The organism is Streptomyces yangpuensis (assembly GCF_024666385.1).
Lineage (GTDB): Bacteria > Actinomycetota > Actinomycetes > Streptomycetales > Streptomycetaceae > Streptomyces > Streptomyces yangpuensis.
Genome location: NZ_CP102514.1, coordinates 824,944 through 846,136, shown reverse-complemented (window position 1 = coordinate 846,136; position 21,193 = coordinate 824,944). Strand labels below are relative to the sequence as shown.

General features: G+C 74.0%; 18 protein-coding genes. 9 read left to right on the top strand and 9 right to left on the bottom strand.

Features of this window, described 5'->3' with window-relative positions:
- Nucleotides 1-171 precede the first annotated feature (171 nt).
- Nucleotides 172-1,785 (top strand): ATP-binding cassette domain-containing protein, encoded by a 1,614-nt coding sequence (locus tag NRK68_RS03970; RefSeq protein ID WP_257854950.1) that lies wholly within the window; start codon nt 172-174, stop codon nt 1,783-1,785.
- Here the strand turns inward: NRK68_RS03970 and NRK68_RS03965 are convergent.
- Nucleotides 1,755-2,687, bottom strand: coding sequence for an ADP-ribosylglycohydrolase family protein (locus NRK68_RS03965; RefSeq protein ID WP_257854948.1), 933 nt, complete (start codon nt 2,685-2,687; stop codon nt 1,755-1,757). The genes NRK68_RS03970 and NRK68_RS03965 overlap by 31 nt on opposite strands.
- Nucleotides 2,684-3,274 carry a TetR/AcrR family transcriptional regulator gene (locus NRK68_RS03960; RefSeq protein WP_257854947.1) on the bottom strand — a complete coding sequence of 197 codons (591 nt, stop codon included), beginning with the start codon at nt 3,272-3,274 and terminating at the stop codon, nt 2,684-2,686. The genes NRK68_RS03965 and NRK68_RS03960 overlap by 4 nt, the downstream gene beginning before the upstream one ends.
- A 225-nt stretch (nt 3,275-3,499) precedes the next feature.
- On the opposite strand from NRK68_RS03960, the gene NRK68_RS03955 reads away from it, so the two are divergent.
- The 6 genes from NRK68_RS03955 to NRK68_RS03930 all read left to right on the top strand — a co-directional run bounded on the left by NRK68_RS03955 (nt 3,500) and on the right by NRK68_RS03930 (nt 9,359).
- Nucleotides 3,500-4,519 (top strand): FAD-dependent oxidoreductase, encoded by a 1,020-nt coding sequence (locus NRK68_RS03955; protein WP_257854946.1) that lies wholly within the window; start codon nt 3,500-3,502, stop codon nt 4,517-4,519.
- Between the two features lie 90 nt (nt 4,520-4,609).
- Nucleotides 4,610-5,179: a dihydrofolate reductase family protein gene (locus NRK68_RS03950; protein ID WP_183065726.1), complete on the top strand. Its 570-nt coding sequence runs from the start codon at nt 4,610-4,612 to the stop codon at nt 5,177-5,179.
- Between the two features lie 67 nt (nt 5,180-5,246).
- Nucleotides 5,247-5,762 carry a hypothetical protein gene (locus NRK68_RS03945; protein ID WP_257854945.1) on the top strand — a complete coding sequence of 172 codons (516 nt, stop codon included), beginning with the start codon at nt 5,247-5,249 and terminating at the stop codon, nt 5,760-5,762.
- A gap of 73 nt (nt 5,763-5,835) precedes the next feature.
- A complete protein-coding gene (gene lnt, locus NRK68_RS03940) occupies nt 5,836-7,479 on the top strand; it encodes an apolipoprotein N-acyltransferase (protein ID WP_183065728.1) in 1,644 nt (547 codons plus the stop codon).
- Between the two features lie 34 nt (nt 7,480-7,513).
- Nucleotides 7,514-8,005, top strand: a complete 492-nt coding sequence (locus tag NRK68_RS03935) for an NUDIX hydrolase (RefSeq protein ID WP_257854944.1) — start codon at nt 7,514-7,516, stop codon at nt 8,003-8,005.
- Between the two features lie 145 nt (nt 8,006-8,150).
- On the top strand, nt 8,151-9,359 hold the full coding sequence (locus NRK68_RS03930) for an acyltransferase family protein (RefSeq protein ID WP_257854943.1): 1,209 nt from the start codon (nt 8,151-8,153) through the stop codon (nt 9,357-9,359).
- A gap of 112 nt (nt 9,360-9,471) precedes the next feature.
- Here the strand turns inward: NRK68_RS03930 and NRK68_RS03925 are convergent, their stop codons facing one another.
- The gene (locus NRK68_RS03925; RefSeq protein WP_183065731.1) at nt 9,472-10,248 is read right to left on the bottom strand and encodes a trypsin-like serine peptidase; all 777 of its coding nucleotides are present in this window, start codon (nt 10,246-10,248) and stop codon (nt 9,472-9,474) included.
- A gap of 176 nt (nt 10,249-10,424) precedes the next feature.
- Entirely contained in the window at nt 10,425-11,879 is a 1,455-nt protein-coding gene (locus NRK68_RS03920; protein WP_183066222.1) for a glycosyltransferase family protein, read from the bottom strand.
- Between the two features lie 161 nt (nt 11,880-12,040).
- On the opposite strand from NRK68_RS03920, the gene NRK68_RS03915 reads away from it, so the two are divergent.
- Complete coding sequence (locus NRK68_RS03915) at nt 12,041-13,330, top strand: ATP-binding protein (protein WP_257854941.1); 1,290 nt, start codon at nt 12,041-12,043, stop codon at nt 13,328-13,330.
- 32 nt (nt 13,331-13,362) lie between these two features.
- Here the strand turns inward: NRK68_RS03915 and NRK68_RS03910 are convergent, their stop codons facing one another.
- The 5 genes from NRK68_RS03910 to NRK68_RS03890 form a co-directional block, all read right to left on the bottom strand.
- On the bottom strand, nt 13,363-13,944 hold the full coding sequence (locus NRK68_RS03910; RefSeq protein WP_183065733.1) for a hypothetical protein: 582 nt from the start codon (nt 13,942-13,944) through the stop codon (nt 13,363-13,365).
- On the bottom strand, nt 13,941-15,578 hold the full coding sequence (locus tag NRK68_RS03905) for a serine/threonine-protein kinase (RefSeq protein ID WP_257854939.1): 1,638 nt from the start codon (nt 15,576-15,578) through the stop codon (nt 13,941-13,943). Before NRK68_RS03905 ends, NRK68_RS03910 begins: the two co-directional genes overlap by 4 nt.
- A gap of 121 nt (nt 15,579-15,699) precedes the next feature.
- Nucleotides 15,700-16,950, bottom strand: a complete 1,251-nt coding sequence (locus NRK68_RS03900) for a Tm-1-like ATP-binding domain-containing protein (RefSeq protein ID WP_257854938.1) — start codon at nt 16,948-16,950, stop codon at nt 15,700-15,702.
- A 48-nt stretch (nt 16,951-16,998) separates the two neighbouring features.
- Nucleotides 16,999-17,484 (bottom strand): NUDIX hydrolase, encoded by a 486-nt coding sequence (locus tag NRK68_RS03895; RefSeq protein WP_183065736.1) that lies wholly within the window; start codon nt 17,482-17,484, stop codon nt 16,999-17,001.
- A gap of 83 nt (nt 17,485-17,567) precedes the next feature.
- The gene (locus tag NRK68_RS03890) at nt 17,568-18,581 is read right to left on the bottom strand and encodes a cation diffusion facilitator family transporter (RefSeq protein WP_183065737.1); all 1,014 of its coding nucleotides are present in this window, start codon (nt 18,579-18,581) and stop codon (nt 17,568-17,570) included.
- Nucleotides 18,582-18,760: 179 nt separating this feature from the next.
- Here NRK68_RS03890 and NRK68_RS03885 point away from each other — a divergent pair, with 179 nt between their 5' ends.
- Nucleotides 18,761-21,193: an FHA domain-containing protein gene (locus NRK68_RS03885; RefSeq protein ID WP_183065738.1), complete on the top strand. Its 2,433-nt coding sequence runs from the start codon at nt 18,761-18,763 to the stop codon at nt 21,191-21,193.

Sequence of the window (21,193 nt, the reverse complement as noted above, 5' to 3'; positions counted from 1 at the left end):
CGGGGGGCTGTCGCGTTCGCGGCCGCCCACCGCACGGGGGCCGAGGGCGGTTCCACCGATAGGCGAGACGGAGCGTCTTGCGGACTTTCCGCGGCTGGGTTATGTTTCTCCGCGCGACGAGACGCAACGTTTCGTCTCGAACTGCAGTGTCCCCTTCGGAAGGAACCGCCCTTGCGCGCTCCACTCGCCTCCACCCAGATCGTCCTGTCCGAGGTCACCAAGAGCTACGACACCCGCGTCGTCCTGGACCGGGTCAGCTGCACGGTCCGGCCCGGCGAGCGGGTCGGTGTCGTCGGCGACAACGGCTCCGGCAAGTCCACCCTGCTCCGGCTCCTTGCCGGGCGGGAACGCCCCGACCACGGCGAGATCACCGTCACCGCCCCCGGCGGCACCGCGCATCTCGCGCAGACCCTCGACCTTCCCCCGGACGCCCGGGTCGGCGAGGCCGTCGACCTCGCCCTCGCCGACCTGCGCGCCCTCGAACGCCGGATCCGCGCCGCCGAGGCCCTCCTGCACCGGGCCGGCCCCGAGGAGCTCGCCGCGTACGGGGACCTCCTCGCCGCCTACGACGCGCGCGGCGGCCGCGACGCCCGGCGGCGGGTCGCGACCACCCTGCGACGCCTCGGCGAACGCGCCGGCCTCGACCCCGACCGCCGGCTCGGCACCCTGTCCGGCGGCCAGCGCTCCCGGCTCGCCCTCGCGGCCGCGCTGGCCGCCGAGCCGGAACTGCTCCTGCTCGACGAGCCCACCAACGACCTCGACGACGAGGCCGTCGCCTGGCTGGAGGACCATCTGCTGGCCCGCCGCGGAACCCTCGTGGCCGTCACCCACGACCGGCTCTTCCTCGACCGGGTCACCACCGCCGTCCTGGAGGTCGACGCGGACCGACGCACGGTACGCCGCTTCGGCAACGGATACGGCGGGTTCCTGGCCGGCCGCGCCGCCGAACGGGCCCGCCGGGAGCGGGAGTACGAGGAGTGGCGCGAGGAGGTGCGCAGCGCCGAACGGCTCGCCGAGACCAACATCGGGCGGTTCGCCGCCATCCCGCGCAAGCTGCCGCGCGGCTTCAGCGGAGCCGGAGCCTTCCGCGCCCGCTCGCGCACCCACGGCGCCGCGAGCCGCATCCGCACGGCCCGCGAACGCCTGCACCGGCTGACCGAGAACCCGGTACCGCCGCCCCCGCGGCCGCTCGTCTTCACCGGGCGGTTCACCGAAGGCGCCGCCGGGGCCGTGGAACTGGCCGGCGCGGCGCTGCCGGGACGGCTCGACCCGGTCACACTCCACCTTGCACCGGGGGAGCGACTCCTGGTCACCGGCCCCAACGGAGTAGGGAAGTCGACCCTGTTGCACCTTTTGGCGGGCGAACTGCGTCCCGAGCGGGGCCTGGTACGGACACCCGCGCGCGTGGGGCTGCTGCGGCAGGACGACCCCTGGGCGGGCGAACACCGCTCCGTCGTCGAGCTGTTCGGACCGGAGCACGCCGACCGGTTCGTCGCCGGGCTCGGCCTGCTGGCCCCGGCCGACGTGACCCGGCCGGTGCGCACCCTCTCGGCCGGTCAGCGCCGGAAGCTGGAACTGGCCCGGCTGGTGGCGCGGCCCCTCGACCTGCTCCTGCTGGACGAACCCACGAACCACCTGGCCCCGGCCGTGGTGGAGGAACTGGAGGCGGCCCTGGCCCACTTCGGCGGAACCCTGGTGGTGGTCACGCACGACCGGCGGTTGCGCGCCGGATTCCGGGGCCGCCGCCTGGAACTTCAGCGGGAGCCGGCCACCGCGAGCCGCTGAGCCAGTGCGCGCAGGTCGTCGGCGTCCAGGACCCGTTCGCCGAACCCGGGCAACGGCACGTGGAGCGCGGCCGTCCAGGGGGCGGGCACCGCGCCCTGCCCGTACCGCGCGCCGGCCAGGGCGCCCGTCACCGCGGCCACCGTGTCCGTGTCCCCGCCCAGGTCCACGGCGGCCCGTACGGCCTCGGCGAACCCGGTGGTGGTGCGCAGTGCCCACACCGCCGAGCCCAGGCAGGGCCACACCGCCCCGTTGAACTCGGTGGCCAGGCCGGGGTGCCAGTCGGGGGCGAGCACCCGGCCGTAGCGCTCGCGGTGGTCCGGGTGCACCGCGTCGAGGGCGGCCGGGAGGGCGGTGAGCGGATCGGCGCCGTCCAGGGCGACCCGGACGAGCTCGTGCAGGATCGCGGTCCCCTCCCAGGCGGCCGGATCGCCGTGGGTGAGCGCGGCGATCCGGCGCGCTGCGTCCATGGTCGCCTCCCGTCCGGCGGCGGCGAAGTACACGGCCGGGGTGGCGGCCCGCATCAGGGAACCATTGCCCGCCGCCCGGGCGTTGATCTGGAAGTGCAGCGCCGCCGCGAGGTCCCATGGCTCGCCGCTGGTGAGCACGTCCTCGGTCTGCAGGCCGATGTCCTTGGGGTGCCCGGCGGCCCACCGCTGGAACCGGGCGAAGACGTCGGGGAGTTCGAGGCCGTCGTGTTCCAGCAGCGATTCGGCGATCAGGACGGCCATCTGTGTGTCGTCCGTCGCTTCGCCCGGATCCCAGCCGCCGCCCCCGCGCATCTCCTCGCCCCGCGCGCTCAACTGCCCTGCCGGACCGAACTCGTACGGGGCGCCGAGGGCGTCGCCCGCGGCGGAGCCGAGCACGGCTCCCACGGCCCGGTCGAGCCGGCTGGGCGCGGTCATCGTGGCTCCTCGGGGAGTACGGAGGCCAGCAGCCCGCGGGCGAACCGGTCCAGGTCGTCCAGGCCGGCGGCCGCCAGCGTCGCCGGGGCTCCGCTCAGCAGGTGGGGGATGGCGCCGTGGAGGGCGAGGGTCAGCGCCCGGGCCCGCTCCGGCCCCGCCGGCAGCCCGGCCGTCCGCAACAGGTGCGCGTGCGCGGCGAAGTCCGCCGCGGCGATCGGGTCCAGCAGTGCGGCCAGCCATGGCCGCCGCGTCCCCTCGGTCTGCAGCTCCAGATAGGCCAGGACGCGGGGGCGGCCCGGCCCCGCCACGTCCCGCAGCAATCCGGCGAGCAGCGCAGCCAGTTGCCCGGCGTCGGCCGGACCCGGCCCGGCCCCCGCCAGGGACGCGGCCAGTGCCCGGTACTGCTCCACGCAGCGTTCGGCCACCGCCCGGAGCAGGGCGTCGCGCGTGGGGAAGTAGTTCTTGGCCGTGCCCGTCGGTACGTCCGCTGCCGCGTCGACGGCCCGGTGGGTCAGCCCGCGCCCGCCCGACTCCGCCAGTACGACGACGGCCGCGTCCCGCAGCCGGTCCCTTCGGTCCTGATTCACGTTGCCAGCATAACCACAGCCGTGGTACCACAGGTGTAGTACCACGGCTGTGGTGGCGGTGGTCGGCGCGCACGGGAGGGACGACCCATGAACGGTGAGACCGCGGACGGGAGCCGCACCGGGGCCAAATCCGGGGCCGGGGCCGGGGCCAGGACCGGGAGCGAGACCGGCACCAGGACCGGTGCTCCGCCCGGGCCCGCCCGGCCCGGCGTGGGCGCGGCCCTCGTGGCCGGAGCCGGGGTCGGCGGGCTCGCCACCGCCATCGGCCTGCGCCGTGCGGGCTGGACGGTGACCGTCCTGGAGCGGCGGGCCGCCCTCGAACGCTACGGAACCGCCTTCGGCCTCCACCCCACCGCCCAGACCGCACTCGACCGCCTCGGCCTCGGCGACGCCCTGCGGGCCCGCGCGGTCCCGTACCGCGACGCCCGCATCCGCCGCCCCGACGGCACGGTCCTGGCCGCCCTGCCGCTCGAACGGATCGAACGCAGGGCGGGCCGGCCGGAGCTGCTCATCTCCCGTCCGTATCTGATCGACGCCCTGCTCGCCGAGCTCGACCGCCTCGGCGGCGTGCGGATCGGGTACGGGCGGCCCCTGACCGACTCCCGTGCACTCGACGCAGACCTGGTCGTCGGCGCGGACGGCATCAACAGCGTGGTGCGGACGGCGTACTTCGGCACGCGCAGCGGGCCCCGCCCGGTCGGTACGGTCGCCTGGATCGGCACCGCCGGATTCGAGACCGCGGTCCACGGCGAGACCTGGGGCGACGGCCGCTTCTTCGGCATGACCCCCGTCGAGCCCGGCCGCACCAACTGGTACGCCACCGTGCCCGCGGCCACCACCGTACGAGAAGTACGGGAGGCCTTCGCCGGCTGGCACGACCCCGTCCCGCGGATCCTGGCCGAAACCGACCCCGCGACCTGGATCCGCTACGAGATCCGCCACCTCCACCCCGCACTCCCCTCCTTCGTCGCCGACGGCCGCGTCGCCCTCGTCGGTGACGCCGCCCACGCCATGACGCCCAACCTCGGCCAGGGCGCCTGCACCGCCCTGCTCGACGCCGAGGCCCTGACCCGCGCCGTCGCCGCCGCCGGGCCGGGCGGGCTGCCCGGCGCCCTGCGCGCGTACGACGCGGAGCGCCGCCGCAGCGCCCAGCGCGTCGCCCTCTGTTCCCGGACCCTGCACCGGTTCATGACCGGTCGCCGCCCCGCCCTGCGCGACGCGCTCGTGGCCCTCCTCCCGGGCTGAAACGCCCGGCGCGGAGGCTCGCGCGCGTCGCGACGAGTTCCGCCCCGTCCGGCAGCCGTACTGTCGGATCCTGACCGAGGAGGACTTCTTATGCGAAGCGTGACCTATGCGATGGGTGTCTCACTCGACGGCTACATCGTCGGGCCGGACGGCGACTTCGAGTGGACGGAACCCGACGACGAGATCTTCCGCTTCTGGATCGACGGGACCCGTGAACTCGGCGTCCACCTGTTGGGGCGGCGACTGTACGAGACGATGCTCTACTGGGAGACCGTCGACAAGGAGACACTCGACCCCGCATCACTCGAATGGGTCGAGGTCTGGAACCCGCTTCCGAAGGTGGTGTTCTCCAGCACCCTGTCGACGGTGCAGGGCAACGCCCGCCTGGCCTCGGCCGGCCTCGCCGAGGAGATCGAGCGGTTGCGGGCCGAGCCGGGGGACGGCGACATCGCCCTCGGCGGCGCGACGCTCGCCGCCGAGGCGGCCGAGATGGACCTGATCGACGAGTACCGGGTCATGGTCTACCCGGTGCTGGTCGGCGGCGGCATCCCCTTCTTCCCCCAGCACGGCCGCCGGGTGGATCTCCAACTCGTCGAGACCCGCACCTTCGGCTCGAAGGTCGTGCACCTCCGCTACCGCGTGGCCCGCCAGGCCACCTAGGAACGTCCACCGGGCGGCCGGACGCGCGACGGTGGTGTCCTTCCGGAACGTGGGTACGCTGCTACGTATGACGGGTCACCCCCCTGGTCCGCTCTGGACGGGCAGGGCCAACAACCCCCTGCAGTGGCTGCTCGCGGCGGCCGGTGCGGCCTGCGTGGCGCTCGGCATCGAGCTGGCCGTCGACAACGCGTGGACCTCCGGCTTCGTCCCGCTCCTCATGGCGGTGACCGGCTGCCTCGCCGCCGGGCTGCTCATGGTCTACGGCACGGTCGCCTTCGTGTACGTCGCCGTCACCATCGACACGCAGGCCCTCGTGGTGCGCTGCGGCCACATCGGCTTCCCGCGCCGCAGGATCGAGCTGGCCGACGTGGCCTCGGCCGAGTTCCTCCCCCGGATCACCCCGCAGCACTGGGGCGGCTGGGGCTGCCGCTGGCGCCCCGAGAAGGGCACCGCGGTGATCGTCCGGCGCGGCGAGGGCTTCGAGCTGACACTGGTCGACGGCAAACTCTTCACGGTGACCGTCGACGACGCCGAGAACGCCGTCCGCGTCATCCGCGCCCACCTGCGCAGCCTCGCCGGCTGAGGTCCCGCCGCGCACGCCGCACGCACCGAGGCGCTTACCGGATCCGACAGCCCGGGGACGTACACTCCGCCAGATGAGCAGCAGTGTGACGCGCGAGGCCGCCTCGAACGAGCCCTCGCGGCCCGCCGACGGACCGGCCGAGCCCAGGACGCCCTCCGTGACGCCCCCCGCCACCCCGGCCACCCCGGCCGGGCCGGTCCGCAGGGGGGCCCGGCTGGTCCGGCCCGTGCTCGCCGCACTGTCCGGCGTACTGCTCTACCTCAGCTTCCCGCCCCGCCCCCTGTGGTGGCTCGCCCCGCTGGCCCTCGCCCTGCTCGCCGGCTGCCTGTACCACCGCCGTCCACGGGCCGGCTTCGGGCTCGCCACCCTGGCCGGGCTCGGCTACCTGCTGCCGCTCCTCGTGTGGACCGGGGAGGAGGTCGGCCCCGTGCCCTGGCTGGCGCTGGCCACCCTCGAAGCCCTCTTCATCGGTCTCACCGGCCTCGGCATCGCCCTCGTCAGCCGGCTCCCGGCCTGGCCGCTGTTCGCCGCCGCCGTGTGGGTCGCGGGCGAGGCCCTGCGCGCCCGGGCACCCTTCGGCGGCTTCCCCTGGGGCAAGCTCGCCTTCGGACAGGCCGACGGCGTCTTCACCCCGCTCGTCGCGCTCGGCGGCACACCCCTGCTCTCCTTCGGCGTGGCCCTCTGCGGATTCGGCCTGTACGAGGCCCTGCGCATCGCCCGCCGCCACCCCGGCCGCACCACCGCCGCGCTGACCGCCCTCACCGTCGCCGCCCCGATCGGCGCCGGACTCGCCGCCCGCCCGCTGGTCTCCGACGCCGCCGAGGACGGCACCGTCGTGGCCGCCGTCATCCAGGGCAACGTGCCCCGCCTCGGCCTCGACTTCAACGCCCAGCGCCGGGCCGTCCTCGACAACCACGTCAAGCGGACCATCCAGCTCGCCGAGGAGGTCAAGGCCGGCCGGACCCCCAGGCCCGACTTCGTCGTCTGGCCCGAGAACTCCTCCGACCTCGACCCGTACGCCGAACCCGACGCCCACGCCGTCATCGACGAGGCGGTCAAGGCCATCGGCGTACCCGTGGCGATCGGCGCGGTCGTCGCCCCGGAGACGGGCCCGCTGCGCAACACGATGATCCTCTGGGACCCCGTCACCGGCCCCACCGAGACCTACGACAAGCGCAAGATCCAGCCCTTCGGCGAGCGCATCCCGATGCGCTCCTTCGTCCGGCTCTTCAGCTCCGACGTGGACCGGGTGCGCCGCGACTTCGGCCCCGGCAAGGACCCCGGCGTCTTCGACATGGCCGGCAGCGGTGTCGGCATGGTCACCTGCTTCGAGGCCGCCTTCGACGACGCCGTCCGCTCGACCGTCCAGGACGGCGCCCAGGTGATCGCCGTACCGAGCAACAACGCCACCTTCGGCCGCACACAGATGACCTACCAGCAGCTCGCCATGGACCGGATCCGCGCGGTCGAGCACAGCCGCACCGTCCTCGTCCCCGTCACCAGCGGCGTCAGCGCCGTCATCCGGCCCGACGGGCGGATCGTCGCCGAGACGAAGATGTTCACCGCGGACGCGCTCGTCGCCGAGATCCCGCTCCGCTCCGGCCGCACCCCGGCCACCGTCCTCGGACCGCTCCCCGAGTACGCCCTGCTGCTGCTCGCCGCCGGTGGCCTCGGCGTACTCGCCGCCCGCCGGATCCGCTCCCGCCGCGACGCCTGAGCCGGCAGCGGCTCCGGCCTCGTAGGGTCGGGGGATGACCACACCTGATTTCATCCGGCGGATCCGTGAGTCCGCCGGGCACCAACTGCTCCTGCTGCCCGGGGTCACGGCCATCGTCCTCGACGACCGGGGCAGGGTGCTGCTCGGCCGGCGCTCCGACACCGGGCGGTGGTCCGTGGTCGGCGGCATCGCCGAGCCGGGCGAGCAGCCCGCCGAGACCGTCGTGCGCGAGGTGTACGAGGAGACGGCCGTGCACTGCGTACCCGAACGCGTGGTCCTGGTCCAGATGCTGGAGCCGATCACCTACCCCAACGGCGACGTCTGCCAGTTCCAGGACATCACCTTCCGCTGCCGCGCCACCGGCGGCGAGGCCCGGGTCAACGACCACGAGTCCCTCGACGTGGACTGGTTCGACGTGGACGCGCTGCCGCCGCTGGAGTCCTTCGCCCTGGACCGGATCCACCGGGCCCTGCGGGACGAGCCCACCTGGTTCGAGATCCCGGCCCCGGTCGCGGACGCACCGTAGCGGGCCTCGCACCGGTCGTGCCGGGCCCGGGTACGCGCCGTCGGTCCTGGTGGGCGGCCGTCCGGACCTGCCGCGGGTGCGCTGTAGGGTTCCGCAGATCCGACCGGTCCGACGGGGACCGTCACCGACGCACGGGGGTCAGGCAATGAGCGCAGGCGGAACCGCCGGCATACCGAGGACGGGCGGGTGCCCGAGGGGCGGCGCGCCGGGCGGCGGGGCACCGGGCCCGCGCCTCGCGGCCCTCGACGGTGTCCGGGTCCTCGCCGCGTTCTCCGTGCTCTTCTACCACTACACGGCCCTCGACAGCGCCTGGGGCGAGCCGGCCGCGGGCGTCTTCCCGGCCGCGCACGCGCTGGCCGCCTACGGCTGGCTCGGCGTCGAGATCTTCTTCCTGGTCAGTGGTTTCGTCATCTGCATGAGCGCCTGGGGGCGCACCGTGGGTGACTTCGCGGTCTCCCGGATCTCCCGGCTCTTCCCCGCCTACTGGGCGGCCGTTGCCTTCACCTCGCTCGTGCTGTTCACCTGGCCCGAGGTGCGCAAGGTCGAGTCGTTCAGCGATGTCGTGGTGAACCTCTCGATGCTCCAGGCCGGGATCGGCGTCCCCCACGTGGACGACGCGTACTGGACGCTCTTCGTGGAGCTCAAGTTCTACGTACTGTTCGCGCTCGTCGTGATGCGCGGCCTGACCTACCGCAACTGTGTCCTCTTCTGCGGGATCTGGACCCTGGCCGGCGTCGTCGCCCCGACCGTGGACAACGACCTGCTGTCCTTCTTCGCGGTGTCGTCCGCCTCCCCGTACTTCATCGCGGGCATCGCCTTCCACCTGATGCGCCGCTTCCGGCCGAACGCCGTCCTGTGGGGCGTGGTCGGCGTGCAGTTCCTGCTCGCGCAGCACCACGTGCACGCCCGCATGATCTCCAGCCTTGGCCGGCGGGCGACCGAGCAGACACCGGCCTGGCCGGCGCATGCCGTCATCGTGCTCGGGTTCGCCGTCATGGCGGCCATAGCGCTCGGCGCCCTCGACCGCGTCCGGTGGCGCTGGCTCCCGCAGGCCGGAGCGGTCACCTACCCGCTCTATCTGATCCACATGATGGCCGGGCTGACCCTGATCCACCACTTCCGCGACGACGTCCCGCCCGTCCCGCTGGCCCTCGGCGTGACCGCGCTCATGGTGGCCCTGGCCTGGCTGATCCACCGGTTCGTCGAGCGCCCGCTGGGCCGTGTCCTGCGGGACGGCCTGCGGCGCGGGGTGCAGGACATCCGCTCGGGCACCCCGCGGCCGGCGGTGCTCGGCAGGGTTCCCGCGCAGCCCGCCGCGCCCGGCGCGGAACGGATCCCGGCCGCCCGCTCCTGAGAGCGTGCCCGCGCTGCCCGCTCCTGCCCGGCCTGTCGGCGCTGCCCGCGCCGCCCGCTCCCTCCCGTACCGCCGGTAGCGCCCGGCGGGCCGGTACCGCGCCTGCCGCCGGTCAGCCGTCGACCGCGGCCTCCCGGTACAGCTCGACCGCCTGATCACCCATCACCGCGCTGTACGAGATCTCCGGCACGGTCCCGCCGCCCTCGTGGCCCCCGAGCACCCCCGCCAGCGCCCCGTTCACCAGCCAGGGGCTGCCGCTGGTGCCGCCGCTGAGGTCCGGGCAGCCGATCCGGCGCTGGGTCGGGGAGAACAGGCCGGCGGTGTTGGCGCAGCGCAGCGGCGCCTCCAGCGTCCGCGGATAGCCGATGACCGTCACCCTGGCTCCGGCGGGCTGCTCGGCCGCGACCGGGAAGCCGCCCACGACGTCCTCGACGCGGCGGGTCTGTCCGCCGTCCACCGGCGCCACCGTCGCGAAGGCGATGTCGGCGTCCGGGTCCTGCCCGGCGGTCCACTCCGGCGCCACGTGCACGCCGGTGATCTTCCACAGACCGTACGGAGCCTCCCCGTCCCGGTATCCGGGCGCGAAGACGATGGTGCCGGTGGTCGCCAGGCAGTGCGCCGCGGTGGCGATCACGTCGCGGTCGTCGCTGCGCACCACCGCGGCGGTGCAGAAGTGCCCGCCTTCGAGGCCGTCTGCGAAGAGGGCGCCCACGCGGTCGGCGTCGGCGCCCGGCCGGGCCCACGCCGTGACGCCCAGCGGCGGTCCGGACGCCGCATCGGGCAGGTCCACGCCGATCAGCGCGGCCATCGCCGTCAGCGCGAGCAGGATCCGTGACGCCCGCCGCGCACGGGAGCGCCGGGCCGATCGGGGGAGCGTGTCCTGGATCATGTTTTCCACCCTGCCCCCCGAACCTATGACCGGAGGACGGTGTTCCGTATGAATCCCCTGTGAATCCTGTGAACACGACGTGAAGGCCGGGCCATGACCGGACGAGACGGTTCCGACCGGCACAGCCCCGGACGAGACACCCCGCCGGCGCCTCGCCCGGTCCGCCCCGCCACCGGTCAGTCGCGGCGCTCGTACACCGTCACCCGGCGCCCCCGCACCTGCCGGTCCGCCACCACCGTGAACCGCTCCCGCAGCACCGCGGTCTTCACCTTGTCCCGCTCCGCCGACGGTGCCTTCGCGACCTTCGCCGAGTCCGTCACCAGCAGCACCCGCCGCCGCTCCAGCAGGGCCTCCCGGATCCGCGCCGGCTGCGCCTCCTCACCCTTGAGGGTGGCCGACGCCACCGGGCTCTCGGCCAGCGCCAGGTCGGTCAGGCCCGTGAAGGCGCCGGGGGAGACCAGCGCGGTGTCCCGCCGCGCCGCCGGTACGAACAGCACCCCGTCCCCGTCCCGCTTCAGCAGGGCCACCTCGCCGGCCACCGCCAGCACATCGTCGACCCGGCTGGCCGGGACCCGCTTGCCCAGCTCCACCGGCAGCAGCGCCAGCACCGAGACCCCCACCACCCCCGGCACCAGCAGGGCCGACGCCCTCGGGAACCGGGGCGCGCAGGCCCGTACGGCAGCACCCAGGGCCGCGCCGATCAGCAGCGCCAGCCCCACCATGCTGAACAGCACGTACCGGTCCAGGAACAGCGGCTGGACCAGCGACAGCCCGATCAGCCCCAGCTGAGGCACCGCCAGCAGCGGCAGCCCCACCGCCGCCACCGACAGCCGAGACCGGTCCGGCCGGTCCGCCCACGCCCCCAGCGCGCCGATCGCCAGCAGGATCCCCGGGCCGATCAGCATGTGCCAGGTCAGCGGCGGTATCCAGGACACCTGATCGGACTGTCCGCGGCTGAACAGGACCAGCGGCAGCGCCCCCGCCACCGCCCCGGCGCCGTACGCCGCCCAGCGCAGCCACACGCCGCGTCCCGCCCGCACCCACCACAAGGTCGCCGCGTGCGCGGGAAGGACCAGCAGCGACAGCCAGTTCAGCAGCGCGCACACCAGCACGGCCGCCCCGTACGCCGTCCAGCGCGGCCATGTCCGCAGCCCGGGCCGGTCCTCCAGCAGCGACACCAGCAGCAGCGTCGACCACCCCGCCCCCGCCGCGACCAACGCGTACGGCCGGCCCTCCTGGAGGTAGAACTGCACGGCCGGGAGCAGCCCGAGCGCCAGCCCGCCTCCCAGCCCCGCCCGGAAACCGGCCAGGCGCCCGCCGATCGCGGCCACGCACGCGGCGGCACACGCGACCGCCAGCACGGACGGCAGCCGCAGGGTCGTCGTACTCGCCCCGAACACCTCGAAGAGGCCGTGCATCAGCAGGTAGTAGAGACCGTGCACGGCGTCGACGTTCCCGAGCATCCGCCAGATCTCGGCCGCCGGCCGCCCGGCCACCTGCCAGGTCGCTGCCTCGTCGCGCCACACGCTGTCCTGCCGGGAGAGCCCCCACAGGCCGAGGGCCAGGGTCCAGAGGAAGGGGACGAGGCAGAGGAGGCGCCCGCGCCGGGCCGCGGGTATGTGGCAAAGCATGAAGTCGGTGGGATCCTCGCTCTGGCGTTCGGGCGGAAGCCACCAGTCTATGGACGCCACGGACGGTTTCCCGACCGCCTGTTGTGCACCGCGGAGCGAGATCGCCGGGCCCACTCGCCCCTAGCCTCGCCGCAACGAGCACGAACGAGGGGCGGTACCCGGTGAACTGGCTCATCCACGACTACCGCGAGAGCGATCTCGCAGCGGTGGTCCACCTGATCGACACCACGGCCGAACTCGGCCAGGAGTCCGTCTTCTCACTCGCCGAGTGCATCAGCGCACTGACCGGCCGACAGCCCTGCGTCGTCGCCGTCCATCAGGGCGTCCCCATCGGCGCGGCCCTCGCCTGCGTCACCGGGGAGCGCGCCTGGGTCATGCGCATCGCGATCGCCGCCGGCTGGCGCGGCCGGGGCCTCGCCAGCGCCCTTCTCGTCGAGCTGGAACGACGGCTCATCGCCGCCCGCGTCGGCCGCATCGCCTACGTCCTGCCCGAGGAGGACCTGCTCGGCGAAGGCCTTCTCAACGCCGGCTACACCCGGCAGCCCGCCGTCGCCTACTTCGAGAAGACCGAGCCGCTCCACGGACCGGCCGCCGGCCTCCTCGACGACCTCGGCGGCCGGTTCCTGCCGAACGACCTGTGGTCCAAGGTCGCCGGCATGGAGAAGGAGAAGGACCTCATCGAGCGGCGCGTGGTGCTGCCGCTCGCCGAGCCCGAACGGGCCGCCGCGCACGGAGTGCGGCCACCGCGCGCCATCACCCTCTTCGGCCCGCCCGGCACCGGGAAGACCACCTTCGCGCGGGCCATCGCCTCCCGGCTCGGCTGGCCCTTCGTGGAACTGCTGCCCTCACGCCTCGCCGACGAGGGCAACCTGGCCGCGGCCCTGCGCGACGCCTTCGCCCGGATCGCGGAACTGGAGCGCGTACTCGTCTTCATCGACGAGGTGGAGGAGATCGCCCCGGTGCGCACCGAGCCCGCCCAGCCCGGCGGCATCCACGGCGTCACGAACGAACTGCTGAAGCTGATACCGGGCTTCCGGGAGGGCGACGAACGCCTCCTGGTGTGCGCCACCAACTCCATCCGCTCCCTCGACCCGGCCTTCCTGCGGCCCGGGCGCTTCGACTACCTGATCCCGATCGGCACTCCGGACGCCGGCGCCCGCGCCGCGATCTGGGGCCGCTACACCGCGGGGCGCGCCGATGTCGACGTCAGTGCCCTCGTGGAGGCGTCCGAACTCTTCACACCCGCCGACATCGAGCACGCGGCGCGGATCGCGGCACAGGTGTCCTTCGAACGGGACCTGGAGGCGGTGGGCGCGCGCGGTGCGGCGGCCGCGCAGCTCGGCGCGACCACGCGGGACTACCTGGAGGCCGTCCGGCAGTGCCGGCCGACGGTGACCCCGGCGATGACGGGCGAGTTCGAGGCGGACATCACCGCGCACGCGCGGTTCTGAACCTCGGCCGGGCGCCGCCATCCGGATGCCCGCTACGGGTTGCAGCGGTACGTGAAGTTCACCGCGGCCGTGCGCTGTCCGGGCGACAGCAGCTGGAGTTCGGCCTTCGCCTGGTAGCTGCCGGTGCCCTGGAACGTCCACAGCAGGTGCAGCCGGGCCTCGCGCTGGCCGCGCGGCACCCGTTCGGTCAGCGCCTCGGACGTGGTGCCGTCACTGCGGACCCAGCGGTAGGTGAGCGTCCCCGGCCGGCCGTTGGTGCCCACGACGGCCACCACGTCCGCGGCCGCGTCGCAGGCCGGGCCGGCCGGATCGGTGGTCACGGCCACGTCGCGGACCTCGATCCCGGGCCCGAACCGCTGCCATCCCAGGTACGCGAGGACCGCCGCCAGCACGACCGCGGCGAGCGTGTACCGGCGCAGCCCGGCGCCCCGCCGCCGCGGCGGCACGACCACGGGGACGACCACCGGGAACGGCGCGGGCATGGCGGCCGTCACGCCGGGCCCGAACCGCATGACCGACCCCTCGACACGGTCGGGCACGGCCTCCTGCGGCTGCGGTGGGCCACTGAACCAATGGCTGCCGAGGACGGTCGCGCTGTACTCTTCGTCGCTCATCGGATCATGCACCTCGTCAGCCAGACCTGGTCGGTCTGGGAACCGTTGCCCGCGGCGGGCTTCGTGGTGACCCGCACGCCCCAGTAGCAGCCCTGCCCGGAGAAGACGTGTCGCCGGACGACCGCGCCGCTGCCCGGCTGGTACGTCAGCGTCTCCGCCCGGCCGTCGGCGGTACCGAGGACACCGGACTGGTTGCTGTTGAACCACTCCACCGTGACGCTCACCGGGGCCGTGCCCTTCGCGTCGACGGAGATGGCGGCCTCACCCGTCGTGAAGTCCACCTGCCGCAGATCCACCCGGATCGCCCCGACCACCACCGTCGGCGGCGGCGGCGGCGGCGACGGCGGCCGGCTGGTCGTCGGTGCGGTGGTCGGCGTGGTCGTCGTCGTGGTGGGCGTCGCGGTCGGGCTCGCCGAGGCTCCGGGGCTCGCGGACGGCGACAGCGACGGCGACGCGGACGCGGACGGCGACGCGGACGCCGATGCCGACGCGGACGTGGACGCCGAGGCCGACGGCGAAGCCGACGCGGTGACCACCGGGGAGGGGAAGCCGCCGCCCGGCGCCGCGCTGGTCGTCGCGAACGCGCTCAGCGCCGATGCGCCGCCCCGCTGTTCACCCACCGCCTGCGCCGAGAACACGATCATCGCGCCGAGCACCAGGGCCACACCGGCCGCCACCGCTCCGCGCCGGTCGGGCAGCCAGCTGCGGGGCGGCGGTGCCAGGGTGGTCGTCGCCACCGCGGTGGTCCCGGCCGCCGACGCGCCCGCCGAGGGGAACAGCAGCGGCAGCAGCGCGGCCAACGCCGCCAGCTTGCGCTGTCCGCGCTCCTCCCACTCGGGCCCGTACGCGGCCAGTGCCACGTCCTCCAGTTCGGCCACGAACGCCTCGGCGTTCTCCGGCCGCTGTTCGGGCGCCTTGGCGAGGCCGCGCCGGATCAGCGGCCGTACGGTCTCGGGGGCCTCGGTCTCCGGAACCGGAGCCTCGATGTGCTGGACCGCGAGCTCCGCGAAGTTCTCCCCGGCGTACGGCTTGCGCCCGGTGAGGCACTCGAAGAAGGTCGCCGTCGCCGCGTACACGTCGGCGGCGGGTGACGCCGGCCGGCCCTGCCACTGCTCCGGCGCCATGTAGGCGGGGGTGCCGGCGACACCGGGGGTGGTGCCGCGGCGGGCGGCGATCCCGAAGTCCACCAGTCGCGAGGAGCCGTCCGCCGCCACCAGCACGTTCGCCGGCTTGTAGTCACGGTGGACGACACCCGCGCGGTGCGCGTGCGCCAGACCCAGCAGCGAGCCCTTCAGCACCACCAGCGCGGCCTCGGGGTCGGTCTGTCCGGCCTCCTTGAGCAGGGCCTGCAGGGAGATCCCGTCGATCAGCTCCATCACGATGGCGGCGCCGCCCGGGGCCTCCACGTACTCGTAGAGCCGCACGACGTAGGGGGACTCCAGCCCGCCGAGGAGCCGGGCCTCGGCCCGGAACTCCCCGATGAAGGCCGGGTCCTCGCGCAGCCGGTCGCTCAGGTACTTCACGGCGACCGCCGTGCCCGTCGCCTCGTGCACGGCGAGCACCACGCGTCCGCTGGCCCCCGAGCCCAGCTCGCGCACCTCCGCGTAGCCGGGCACCGCCCACGCGTTCTTCATCGTCTTCCCCCGTCCATGACGTCACCGTGCCCCTGGCTGTGCGGACCGGTCCTCCTGTCGGCCGGCCACCCTCAGGGACACGGTTTGCGCCGTGGCCGGTTCCCGGCGGTCCGGTTGTGTGTCAGGCGGCGGCGCGCTGCGCGCAGATCATCGCATGAAGCCGGTCCGCGGCCGAACGCCCGAAGGCCGGGTCGTTGATGTGCGTGTCGTAGTCGTAGAGCCGCGCGGCACTGCCCCGCAAGCCCTCGCGCAGCGCCGAGAACAGCGCCCGGTCCGCGCGGGGGTCATGGTACGGCCCGCCGGGCGCGCCGAGCGTGGACAGTCCGCGGAGCGGGACGCAGACGGCCGTGGGCCCGTTCGCCGCACGGAGTTTGGCGGCGACCCGCCGGCCGAGCTCCGCGCACTCCGCCTCGCTCGTGCGGATCACCGTGATCGACGGGTTGTGGACATGGACGCCCCGCTCCAGCACCCGCCGGGGCAGGGACTCCAGCGGCCCGAACTTCACCATGTCCAGCGCGCCCAGGCTCACCACCTGCGGGACGCCGGCCCGCCCGGCCGCGCTGAGCCGGTCGGGACCCGCGGTCAGGATCCCCCCGCACAGGTCGTCGGCGAGCTCGCTGAGGGTCAGGTCGAGGACCCCGGCGAAGACCCCCTGCCCGGCCAGGGTCTCCAGCGTGCGGCCGCCGGTGCCGCTGACGTGGAAGACCAGCACCTCGTAACCGAGCTCGGTCAGCCGTTCGCGCGCCGCGTCCACCCCGGACGTGGTCACGCCCGCCATGCTCGCCGCGACCAGCGGCCGGGGGCCCGCCCCCAGCCGGGGCGCGCGCTCACCCGAGGCGCGGGCGAAGGCCCCGGCCATCCCGGCGATCGCCGCCACCGCGTTCGACAGGATCGGCGCGGAGACGCTGTTGATCCCCGCGATGTCCACCACGCTGTACATCATCGTGATGTCAGAGGAGCCCACATACGGGGCGGTGTCCCCGGACGCCATGGACGAGACCATCAGCTTCGGCACGCCCAGCGGCAGGGCGCGCATCGCCCGGGTGGCCATCGAGGTGCCGCCGCTGCCGCCGATCGCGAGGACTCCGTGCAGCCGGCCCTCGGCGTGCAGGCGCAGCAGGGTCGCCTCGGCGCCCCGGGCCATCGTGGTCACGGCCGCGCCCCGGTCGGCGGCCGATCGAAGGAGGGACAGTTCGGTTCCGGCGGCCCGGGCCACCGCGGCGCGCGGCACGTCCGCGGCCACCCGGGGCTCACCCATGATTCCTGTGTCGACCAGTACCACTTCGACGCCGGTGCGCAGCAGCTTCTCGCGCAGCCAGCCGTACTCCACACCCTTGGTGTCCAGGGTTCCCACCAGCACGACGTTCGTCATGTGTGCAATGTCCAGGCAGGTGGGGAGGTTGGCAAGTACGCGCTCTGGTCAAGCCTTCAGGAGCCCCAACAGCCTCTCCACAAAAGGTAGTTGCCCGGGGATGAGCATGTTCTGGGCCATCTCGGGCGTGCACCAGGCCACCCGGTCCAGCTCCGGGAACTCCTGTACGTTCCCCGAGCGCGGGGGCCACTCCATGGTGAAGGTCCCCGGCACCATGAGCGCCGGATCGAGGTCCGCCTCCACCGCCCAGATGGTCACGAGCTTCCCGCTGGAGAGCCGTACCTCGCCCAGCGGCAGGTACTCGCCGTCCGGCGGGGGCAGCCCGATCTCCTCGGTGAACTCCCGCCGGGCGGCGTCGCGCGGAGTCTCCTCCGGCCCGTACTCGCCCTTGGGGATGGCCCAGTCCCCGGAGGTCCGCCCCGACCACAGGGGGCCGCCCATGTGCCCGAGCAGGATCTCGACCCCGGGCTCCGGACCCGTACCGGTGTCCGTCCGCCGGAAGAGGAGCAGTCCGGCGCTGCGCTTGTACGTCATGGGCCCATACATGCCCCGCACCGGCACCGGTCAGTGGTCCCGGCCGGTGGTCCGGTCAGGAGCCGGCGGTCAGGAGCCGGCGGTCAGTGGTCGTGCGGGCCCTCGCGGTGGACCGGTCCGTGCGCGTCCGCGCAGTGCGGGTCGTACGCGGCCTCGCCGCGCCGGCCGACCGAGAGGAGGGAGTCCTGGGCGTGGTCCACCTGGAGGGTGGTGTGGGTGATCCCGTACTCCTTCTCCAGCAGCCGCTCCAGCTCCCGCCGTACGGCGTGGCAGTCGCCCGCCGGCTCCACCAGCACGTGCGCGGAGAGCGCGGCCTGCCCCGAGGTGATCGTCCAGATGTGCAGGTCGTGCACCTCGGTGACCGGCGGGTGCCCCACGAGCCGGTCGCCGACCGCGTCCGGGTCCAGGTGCGCGGGGGCGGCCTCCAGGAAGATCCGTCCGGAGTCGCGGACCAGTCCGTAGCCCGCCTTGACCATCAGGACCACGACCACGAGCGTGGCGATCGCGTCGGCCTGCCGGAAGCCGGTCGTCATCACGACCAGGCCGGCGACGGCCGTCCCGATGAAGGCGTACAGGTCGTTCAGGACGTGCTGGTAGGCACCCTCGACCGCCAGCGAGGACCGGTTCGCCCGCGAGATGCACCAGGCCGCGGCCACATTGACGACGATGCCCGCGAGCGCCGTCACCAGGACCAGCCCGCCCTCCACCGGCGGCGGGTCCATCAGCCGGCGCACCGCCTCGTACGCCAGCCACGCGCCAAGCAGCAGCAGCGTCAGGCCGTTGGCCTGGGCGGACAGTATCTCCGCCCGCTTGAGGCCGTACGTGAAACCGCCACGGGCGGGGCGGGCCGCCAGCCGCATCGCGATCAGCGCGAGGACGATCGAGACGGCGTCCGTCAGCATGTGGGCCGCGTCGGAGATCAGGGCCAGGGAGTGGGCCATGATGCCGATGACCACTTCGACGGCCATGAACCCGCCGATCAGGGCGAGCGCGATGGCCAGCCAGCGGCGGTCCGCGTCGGCGGCCACGCCGTGGCTGTGGCCCCCGGGCCCGTGGTCGTGGCCGTGGTCGTCGTGCCCGTGGTCGTGCCCGCTCATGGCATCCCCCGTCTGGTCGCGGCAGCCGTTTGTTCGGTTCCGTCGCGTGAAGTGAAGCGCACCCCGGCGAGATCGGCAAAGGCTGCAACGGGGACCGTTGTCATTACCCATAAGAGGCCTCTGACCTGCGGTTTTGCCGGACCGCTGGCAGGCCGGTGTGATCGTGGGAAAATCTGTTCATGGTCCAGCGCCCCGGTGTGCCGACCGCGCCCGAGCTCGTCCTGGAGACCGACACGGGCTCCACACCGATGAGCCCGGGCCGGACGTACCACGTCGGCCGGGACCCGCTCTGCGAGATCTGCTTCGAGGACGCCCGCGTCTCCTGGCACCACGCGCTCCTGCGCCCCGACGGCGACCACTGGACGGTCGAGGACGAGGACAGCACCAACGGCACCTGGGCCGACGGCCACCGCGTCCACGAGTGGAGCGTCGGCGCCGGCAGCGAACTGCGCTTCGGCGACGCGCAGGACGGCCCCCGGGCCGTCCTCACCGCCCCTGCCCCCTCACCCGGTCCCGCCCCTGCCCCCTCACCCGGTCCCGCCCCGGCCCCCGCACCCGGTCCCGGGGCGGCCGCGGCCGGCCCGGCCCGGGTCTCCAACCCGTCGATGACCACCACCTTCCGCCGGCCGAGCGCCGTCCTCCCACTGCCCGCCCGCACCGCCGTGCGCATCGGCCGCGCCACCGACAACGACCTCGTCATCGACGAACTCGACGTATCGCGCCGGCACGCCGAACTGCGGGCCCTCCCCGACGGCGGCTACGAGATCGCGGACCTCGGCAGCCACAACGGCACCTACCTCAACGGCAGCCGCGTCGTCGGCGCGGCCCCCCTCGCCGAGGGCGACCTCGTCGGCATCGGCCACCTGGTCTTCTGCCTCGTCGGCGACCGGCTCCAGGAGTACGAGGACACCGGCGAGGTCACCCTCGACGTCCAGGGCCTCACCGTGGCCGTCGACCGCGGCCGCAAAATCCTCCTCGACCAGGTGTCCTTCCCCGTCGGCGCCAAATGCCTGCTCGCCGTCATCGGCCCCAGCGGAGCCGGCAAGTCCACCCTGCTCGGCGCCCTCACCGGCCTGCGCCCCGCCGACCGGGGCACCGTCCTCTACGACGGCCGCGACCTCTACCGCGACTACGCCGAACTGCGCAGCCGCATCGGACTCGTGCCCCAGGACGACATCCTGCACTCCCAGCTCACCGTCCGGCGCGCCCTCACCTATGCCGCCGAACTCCGCTTCCCCCAGGACACCGCCAGGCCCGAACGGCAGCGGCGGGTCGACGAGGTGATCGGCGAACTCGGCCTCGAAGAGCGCGCGGCCCAGCCCATCCACAGCCTCTCCGGCGGCCAGCGCAAACGCGTCTCCGTCGCCCTGGAACTGCTCACCAAACCCTCCCTGCTCTTCCTCGACGAGCCCACGTCCGGCCTCGACCCGGGGATGGACCGTTCGGTGATGCACATGCTGCGCGGCCTCGCCGACGACGGCCGCACCGTCATCGTGGTCACCCACAGCGTCCTCAGCCTCGACGTCTGCGACCGGCTGCTGGTCCTCGCCCCGGGCGGGCGCATCGCCTACTACGGGCCACCGGCCGAGACCCTCGGCTTCTTCGGCGCCTCCCAGTGGCCCGAGGCCTTCGAGGCCTTCGAGAACCAGCGCGACCGCGACTGGGCCGGGGAGTACGCCGCCTCGACGGCCCACCGCACGTACGTCCGGGGCGGGGCCCGCCAGCCGTGGCACGGCGGCCGACACGGGGCGGCCGGAGCGGCCGCCGGGGCCGACTCCGTCCCCCCGCCGCCCAAGGCGCAGAGCTGGGGCTCGCAGCTGTCCACCCTCGTCCGCCGCTACGCGGCCGCACTCGCCGCGGACCGGACCTTCCTCGCCATCATGATCGCGCTGCCCTTCGTCATGGGCGCGATGGCCCGCGCCCTGGCCGGCGGCAGGCTCACCCAGGAGACCGCGATCAACGCCCTGCTCATCCTGTCCGTCGGCGCCGTCCTCACCGGCGCCGCGAACGCCGTGCGCGAACTGGTCAAGGAACGGGTCATCTACAGGCGGGAGCGGGCGGTGGGGCTGTCACGCTCCGCCTATCTGATGTCGAAGGTCGTGGTCCTGGGCGCCGTCACCGTCGCCCAGGCGGTCGTACTGACCCTGGTCGCCCTCTACGGCGTGGACCTCAACGCCCCGGGCGGCCACGGCGTGATCATGAACCCGCTCCTCGAGATCACCATCGCGGTGGCGCTCCTGGCGTTCACCGCCATGATGCTCGGGCTGCTGGTCTCCGCGCTGGTCCGCAAGGAGGAGGTCACCATGCCGCTGCTGGTCCTCCTCGCCATCGTGCAGGTGGTGTTCTGCGGCGCGCTCCTGCAACTGGACGGTGTGCCGGTGATCGAACAGCTGGCCTGGCTGGTCCCCTCGCGCTGGGCCCTCGGCGCGATGGCGGGCACCATCGACCTCGGCGCGATCGTGCCCGGCACCCTCGCCGACGACCCGCTGTTCGCCCACACCCCCGGGGTGTGGCTGCTGAACCTGGGCATGCTGGTGGTCCTGTCCGTCCTCTTCGGGGTGCTGGTCGCGAGGCTGCTGCGCCGGCACGAGCCCGCGATCATGCGGAAGTAG